Origin of the sequence: Aerolutibacter ruishenii (assembly GCF_007830115.1) — a bacterium.
Taxonomy (GTDB): Bacteria; Pseudomonadota; Gammaproteobacteria; order Xanthomonadales; family Xanthomonadaceae; genus Aerolutibacter; species Aerolutibacter ruishenii.
Window position 1 is genome coordinate 1 of sequence record NZ_VLKP01000026.1, and the last position, 6,808, is coordinate 6,808.

Here is a 6,808-nt window from a genome sequence, read left to right on the forward strand (position 1 = left end):
GATCGTCCGCACGAAGGGTTGGCGCTGTTCACACCTGCCGACCTCTTCCATGACCGCGTGCCCACCGTTGCCGCCGTCCGCCAGCAGGCGCTCACCGAGCACTACACACGCCACCCCGAGCGCTACGTCAAAGGCGCGCCCACCGTCGCCCTGCCGCCCGCCGCCGTGCACATCAACCCCGACCTCGCCATGCATGCCTCGCAACTGCTGGCTACCTCCGGCGCACTGACCATCGTCCCCACCCCGGTCGACACCGGGCTACCCGAAGTTGTTACATAGAAATCTCGCAACGAGTGTTGGGAAAGTGTTGACACGTTCCGCGTCGAGTCGGAGGGCGTAGACGTCCCCGTGCTCGGTACTGTGCAGCGAAATCCGGCCATCGGCGAACAGATCGTCGTGACCGGCAGCTGGGAGGCTTGCCGTTGAATGGTGGCAATGCCCATGGCCACAGGCATCGGCACTGGACGAATCCTTGCTCTTGCTCGACTCGGAGTCTGAATCACTTTGCAAGGCGTGCACATCGCCCACGCTGACCGTCGCTTCTTGCGCGCACGCCAATGCCTCGGCCACAGGCACGACCACGAACGCCGCCAAAAGCAGCAGCATCAGGTATATACGAATAGCAGGCAGAGAGCGACGCATTGGGAAAGGTTAGCAACCTCTTTTGGACGGATACAATTACATAAAAACACTACGGTGGCTGTGCTTGAACGCACCCTAGCCCCGTTCAGGTCGGGACCCAGGGAATCAACCCACAAGGATAACGGCCCATGTGAGGGCGACATTGCAAAGAGCCACGAACACCGCAGCCGACCCCATGTCCTTCGCACGACCAGCCAGCTCATGGATTTCTGGGCCATACCGTTCGATCACTGCCTCGATAGCGGAGTTCAGCAGCTCGAATGCCAAAACGAACAGTACGCTCCCCATGAGAAGCACTCGCTCTACCCCTGAGTTGCCGAAAAAGATAGCTGTAGGTAATGCCACCGCGGCCATAACAACTTCCAACCGAAACGACGATTCATGCAGCCAAGCTGATCTCAGCCCCTGGAGAGACCAGCGAAGCGCCTCAAAGACGCGCGCAATGCTCCGCGGACGATGACCGTACATATCTGCCACTTCGATGTTTCCTTCTTTTGGGCCCAAGAGACGCTCACGGGTCTTCCAACAGCGATACTCGCCGTGGTCGGCTATAGGCTGTGACCGGCGTTGCTGGTACAGCCTGAGAACAGATTTAGGCTCTCGTCTAGCACCGTCGTCCTAACCTGCATCAGGCCAAGCACAGAATGGAAGAGGTTGTCGTGGCTGGACGGCTGCTTTGATCGGTCCCGGACACATTGAAGGTCCAGGTTGTTGCTGCTCTTCATACCATCAGACATCCACATCACCATCGGCACCTTGATCTGAGTATCAGGGGCGATAGCGTAGGGGAGCCCGTGAAGATAGACGTTCGCCTCCCCTAATGACTCGCCGTGGTCGGAGACATAGATCAGCCCGGTATCGTGACTCTTGTCCTGTTCAAGCATGCGAATTGTCTTTGCAAGGAAGTCATCTGTCGCAAGGACCGCGTTGTCATACGCATTGACGATTTCACCGCGTGTGCACTTGCCCAAGTCTGCGTTTCGGCAGTCGGGAGTAAATTTCGTCAGATCTTCCGGGTATCGCTTGAAGTAGCTGGGTCCGTGGTTCCCCAGCTGATGTAGAACGACAACGACATCACCAGGGTTGTCCTCGATCGAGTCATGCAGACCTTGCAGCATAATCTCGTCACGGCATGCTTGGTCGTCGCACAGAACATCCTTGACCGGCACGCGATAGGATTCAAATGCCAGATCAGAGCAGACGCCCTTGCATCCAGTCTGGTTGTCACGCCATAGGGTCCTGACCCCGGCACGCTCCAAAACATGCAGAAGCGACTCCGAACCTTTGATCTTGTCTCGATCGTAGTCTCGCCTCCCGTACGCAGAGAACATACAGGGCACCGACACTTCGGTGTTTGACCCGCAGGCGGTCACGTCTGAGAAATTGACGACGTCCAACGCTGCCAACTGTGGCGTTGTCTGTCTGCCGTATCCATTCAAACCCCAGTTCTGCGCACGAACCGTCTCACCTACAACGATGACCAAGAAGTGGGGCTTCGCGCCTGGCGGATGAGGCGTCATCATGGCATCGGGGCCAACCACTTGGATCGGACCGCGCTCCGCACGGGTGTCTTCTCGCACAACCTTCGCAATGGAAGCGATGTAGTTTCCAGGGTTTGCAAGGTATCTGACTTGCTTGTGATTGCGTATGAGTGATGAGAGGTCGTCGAATGACGCAATTGCCGCGCCAACGATTACAACAACCGCCATGCCAAGTAGAAGCACTCTTGCAAGTATCGCCCGCGTCACATTGGAAGAACGTTGGAGCCTTACCATGCATACCGCGATAGCTGGCACGACGCCTTTAATTAGTACCGCAAGAAAGAAGCCCCAGGTCAGCAACTCTCCGGCTTCAGCGCCGTCGGTCTTCAGCACATTTCGTACCATGCTGGCGTCGAAGTAGACGCTGTAATTGTCTGAATAGTAGGCAGCAGTAGCGGACACGACGAGAAGCAATGCAAGAACCGGCTTCACCGTCCATCGAACGCATAGCAATCCGAGAATGAGCACATTCAAGGCAGTGAGGATCGCTCCCGTAGAGATAACAAGTAGCGCACGAGCTGCTCCGTCCGCACCACTCTTCGCAATTACTTCTGCGAAGAACGCGCTGTTGAGAAAGAACGTGAAGTACATCGCCACGATGATAATCAACGTGTTGACGCCCAGCTGCGGGCCGCAGATGGGCTTGCCAAGACGGCCCAGTGGATCTGAGCCTAGGCCCCCGCGCGAACTGCCTCGGTTGAATTCTGTTTTCACGTAATGCATTGGTGATTCCTTTTTATTGACCACCGCGCGCGCCCCTAGCGCACACGGCCGCCATTGCGCGTTCCTAGATGGAAAGCCATCCACACATATGCAACGCCTGACACCAGCGAAGGGGCCAGGACCGCGGTCCGCAGGTTTTGGGTCAGTGACAGCAGTGCAGCCGAGATCCACATGAAGAGACGCTTGTCTGGGTGCAGCTCCGCTCCCCGACGCGGGAACAGCGAGCTTCCGGTTGCCACCATTTGGGTGGCAACCAAGGCAAATCTCGGTTCGTCGACAGGCCCAAAATCGCGCACACCAAGAGATGCGCCGATGGCAAGCACGGAGGTTGCCATCAGTAGTGCCGCTCGATCGCGTGCAGTTCGGAGATTGGTAGATGTTGAGAAGGGCATTCAGGTCGCCTTCTTCAAGGCGGCGCAGTACTGGCCGGCGACTGCACGTGCAGCCACGCGTCGGCCGAGCGCACGGAGCGCCCAGCAACAAGATGTGTTCATGGAAAGACCTACACAAAGGTGATCGCAGAAGGACTGACAGGCGCGTTGCGCCTGTTATGCGATCAAAGCCTGGGAGGTCTAATCAGCGTGTCCGGGATGTGGGACGTCATGGGCTGTTCGTAGAACGTGTGCCCGCCTTCATTTCTTGCGGCTTCGGCACTGGTGAAACCGTTGGACGCCACAAAAGTGCTGCTGTGGTGGCAGTGACCGTGACCACAAGCGGCATGCGCCTTATCGGGGTGGCCATCGCCTGGCCCTGCCACTTTGAACCGCCCCGGGAATCCCGGAGGCTCGTTGGTGTGAGTCACGCCGCCATGGCGAGCTCACGGGTCTGCTGATAGTAGGCTGCTTCGGCTTCGGCCGGCGGGATGTTCCCGATCGGCTCCAGCAGGCGTCGGTGGTTGAACCAGTCCACCCATTCCAGGGTGGCCAGCTCGACGGCCTCGCGGCTTTGCCAGGAGCGTCGGTGGATCACCTCCGCTTTGTACAGTCCGTTGATCGTCTCGGCCAACGCGTTGTCGTAAGAGTCGCCTACGCTGCCCACGGAAGGTTCGATGCCGGCCTCGGCCAATCGCTCGCTGTAGCGGATCGAGACGTACTGGCTGCCGCGGTCGGAGTGATGGATCAGGGAACGGCTGGCCGCGCCACGACGGGCGTGCAGGGCCTGTTCCAGCGCATCAAGGACGAAGTCCGTGTGCGCGGTGGCCGCCACCTTCCAGCCGACGATGCGCCGGGCGAACACGTCGATGACGAAGGCGACGTAGGCGAAGCCCTGCCAGGTCGAGACGTACGTGAAGTCCGATACCCACAGCGCATCGGGCCGGTCGGCGCGGAACTGCCGGTTCACCCGGTCCAGCGGACACGGGCGCGCCGGGTCGCCGATCGTGGTGCGTACCGGCTTGCCGCGGACCACGCCACGCAGCCCCATCTGCCGCATCAGGCGCTCCACCGTGCAGCGGGCGACCTGCACGCCCTCGCGCAGCAGCTGCCGCCAGACCTTGCGCACGCCGTACACCTGGAAGTTCTCTTCCCAGACGCGGCGGATATGCTCGCACAGGTCGGCATCGCGACGCTGCCGCATCGTCTGGCGTTCCGGATCGGCCTGCCGGGCCGCATGCGTGTAGTAGGTCGACGGAGCGATCGGCAGCACCCTGCAGATCGGCTCGACTCCGTAGCTGCCGCGGTGTTCGTCGATGAACGCCGTCATGGCTTGAACCGGCGGTCGAGCTCCGCCTGGGCAAAATACGCCGATGCCTTGCGCAGGATCTCGTTGGCCTGCCGCAGCTCGCGCACCTCCCGCTCAAGCGCCTTCATCCGCGCCTGTTCGTCCGTGGTCGGTCCGCTGCGCAAGCCGCGATCACGCTCGGCCTGGCGCACCCAGCGGCGCAGCGACTCGGGCGTACAGCCCACCTTGCCGGCGATCGAGGCAATCGCTGCCCACTGCGATCCGTGATCGCCCTGGTGCTCCAGCACCATCCGCACCGCGCGCTCGCGCAGCTCCGGGGAGTAACGTGTTGCTGTCGTCTTCATGGCTCCATCCTCTCAAAGGTTGGAGCCTCCGGAGAACCCGGGGCGGTTCACTTCCTGGTGTGACTGCTCCTCAGAGAAGCAGACCGAAGCATCAACGACAGGCACGATGATCATCACTGCGAGCAGCAGTGCCAGAGCGTAGCGCTTGGCATGGATGACAATGGAAGGCACGTGTGGCTAGGACTGATACATTTGAGGCCGGAAAGATACCTTGGGTCCCGCTCATCAGCAAGCTGACGCTTATTCATCAATCTCGCGGGCTCGAGTGGCCTCTGCGAGTCAGGTGGCCAGGCAAAAGCTGGCGCGGGAAATTGACGGAATCCGGCATCCGAAGAACAGAAAGTTAACGTTTTGCCTGAGCTTCCGCACGGTCACGCAGATTGAGCTGCGACGGATTAGGTCGGGGGCCAGCTGCGCCACGTGACAGTGCCGGGTTCAAGCGCAGCCGCCAGAGTCCGAGCTCAGTCGGCCAAGCCTGGTCATGCAGCCGTCTTGCGCGCGTCGGCACCTGCCCGGCGGGCATCACCTAAAATCTCGAAGGCTTCCTTGATCACATACAGGCCGATCAGGGCGCCGATCACGAAATCCGGGTACGGGCTGGCCAGCCACCACACCAACAGACCGGCCAGGATCACCCCAACATTGGCGACCACATCGGCCCGCGTGAACAGCCACGTCGCTCGCAGATGCACTTCGCCGGACTTTAGCGGTGCCAGCATGCGCAGCACCGCCATATTGACCGCCAGCGACAGCAGGGCGGTGCCAATCATCCAGCCGCTGACCGGCTCGGCGCCGTACATCACCCGGCGGCCCACCTCAACCAACACGCCCACACCCAGCACAAGCAGCACGCTGCCGCTGACCCAAGCGGCATTGGCCTTGAAGCGCGCCGTGCGCCCGATAGCGACCAGGCCAATGGCATAGGCGGTGGCATCGGACAGCATGTCCAGAGCGTCGGCCAGCAGGCCAGTGGAATGGGCAATCCAGCCGGCGATGCCGCCGATCACGGCCATCGCCGCGTTCAACGCTAGGGCGATCCAGAGGACGCGCCGCTCCTGCGCATTCTTGGCCTCGTGGTGGCAGCCGCAATCACTCATCGGAACATCTCCAGTCGCAGGGAAGCCGGGCCCGGGCGGGTCGCTGGCATGACACAGCAGGTGAGTGTAAAGTCCGTAGCTACTACGGAGTCAAGCGTACTACGAATGAAAATCAGTGAGGCTGCCGACGCCAGTGGATGCCACCTGGAGACGATCCGCTATTACGAGCGGATCGGCCTGTTGCCGCGCCCGGGGCGCTCGGGCAATGGCTACCGGGTCTATGGCCCGGCCGACATCGAGCGGCTGCGCTTCATTGCGCGCGGCCGGGACCTAGGCTTCAGCCTGGAGGAGGTCCGCAGCCTGCTGCAGCTGGCCGGCGATGAGGAGCTTTCGTGCGGGGACGTGGACCGGCTGGCACGCAGCCATCTGACCGACGTGCGGGCGCGCATGGCCGACCTGGAGCGCATGGCCACCGAGTTGGAACGGGTGATTGCCAGTTGCCACGGTGGGCAGCGGGCTGAATGCACCATCCTGTCGACCCTGCGGCAGCCGGTCGCTGTGGAGGCCACGCGCCAGTGACCGAACTGGACCGCTACCTCGATGCAGCCACGCGCCAGAACACGGTGCGCAGCTATGCGTCGGCGCTGCGGCACTTCGAGGTTGAATGGCAAGGCCACCTCCCAGCGACACCGGACAGCGTGGCGCGGTACCTGGCCGCGTATGCGCAGACCCTAGCCGCCAGCACGCTTCGCCACCGGCTGGCCGCCATTGCCTCTTGGCACCGCGACCACGGCTTTGTCGACCCGACCCGGTCGCCGCTGGTGCGCAAGGTGCTCAAAGG

7 protein-coding genes, 2 pseudogenes and 1 other annotated feature are annotated in these 6,808 nt (G+C 61.4%); of the genes and pseudogenes, 3 read left to right on the top strand and 6 right to left on the bottom strand.

Annotated elements, in window-relative coordinates:
• Positions 1-279 (top strand): annotated as a pseudogene (locus tag IP93_RS15720) (hypothetical protein); the annotation flags it as partial.
• On the opposite strand, the gene IP93_RS15530 reads toward IP93_RS15720, so the two are convergent.
• The 6 genes and pseudogenes from IP93_RS15530 to IP93_RS15550 form a co-directional block, all read right to left on the bottom strand.
• Entirely contained in the window at positions 259-606 is a 348-nt protein-coding gene (locus IP93_RS15530) for a hypothetical protein (RefSeq protein ID WP_242006900.1), read from the bottom strand. The pseudogene IP93_RS15720 and the gene IP93_RS15530 sit on opposite strands and share 21 nt — an antisense overlap.
• Positions 607-747: 141 nt before the next feature.
• Entirely contained in the window at positions 748-1,119 is a 372-nt protein-coding gene (locus IP93_RS15535) for a diacylglycerol kinase (protein ID WP_027080084.1), read from the bottom strand.
• Positions 1,120-1,190: 71 nt separating this feature from the next.
• Complete coding sequence (locus tag IP93_RS15540; RefSeq protein WP_055765228.1) at positions 1,191-2,906, bottom strand: phosphoethanolamine transferase; 1,716 nt, start codon at positions 2,904-2,906, stop codon at positions 1,191-1,193.
• 158 nt (positions 2,907-3,064) lie between these two features.
• Positions 3,065-3,298: pseudogene (locus tag IP93_RS16115) on the bottom strand (dolichyl-phosphate-mannose--protein mannosyltransferase); the annotation flags it as partial.
• 406 nt (positions 3,299-3,704) lie between these two features.
• Positions 3,705-4,930 (bottom strand): IS3 family transposase gene (locus IP93_RS15545; protein WP_144817215.1). Its coding sequence is split into 2 segments (ribosomal slippage): positions 3,705-4,642 and positions 4,642-4,930, totalling 1,227 coding nucleotides; the frame shifts between segments, so codons are not numbered across the junction.
• Positions 4,533-4,649: a sequence feature (AL1L pseudoknot), on the bottom strand. (Overlaps the previous gene by 117 nt.)
• Positions 4,931-5,409: 479 nt before the next feature.
• The gene (locus tag IP93_RS15550; RefSeq protein WP_014159605.1) at positions 5,410-6,027 is read right to left on the bottom strand and encodes a cation efflux transmembrane domain-containing protein; all 618 of its coding nucleotides are present in this window, start codon (positions 6,025-6,027) and stop codon (positions 5,410-5,412) included.
• A gap of 105 nt (positions 6,028-6,132) precedes the next feature.
• Here IP93_RS15550 and IP93_RS15555 point away from each other — a divergent pair, with 105 nt between their 5' ends.
• Complete coding sequence (locus IP93_RS15555) at positions 6,133-6,546, top strand: MerR family transcriptional regulator (protein ID WP_014159604.1); 414 nt, start codon at positions 6,133-6,135, stop codon at positions 6,544-6,546.
• A partial coding sequence (locus IP93_RS15560) for a site-specific integrase (protein WP_158636384.1) occupies positions 6,543-6,808 on the top strand: 266 nt, incomplete at its 3' end. The genes IP93_RS15555 and IP93_RS15560, both read left to right, overlap by 4 nt.

Coding starts and splice junctions, on each gene's coding strand:
- IP93_RS15530 (WP_242006900.1), bottom strand. CDS start 606: ATGCTGCTGCTTTTGGCGGCGTTCGTGGTCGTGCCTGTGGCCGAGGCA.
- IP93_RS15550 (WP_014159605.1), bottom strand. CDS start 6,027: ATGAGTGATTGCGGCTGCCACCACGAGGCCAAGAATGCGCAGGAGCGG.
- IP93_RS15555 (WP_014159604.1), top strand. CDS start 6,133: ATGAAAATCAGTGAGGCTGCCGACGCCAGTGGATGCCACCTGGAGACG.
- IP93_RS15540 (WP_055765228.1), bottom strand. CDS start 2,906: ATGCATTACGTGAAAACAGAATTCAACCGAGGCAGTTCGCGCGGGGGC.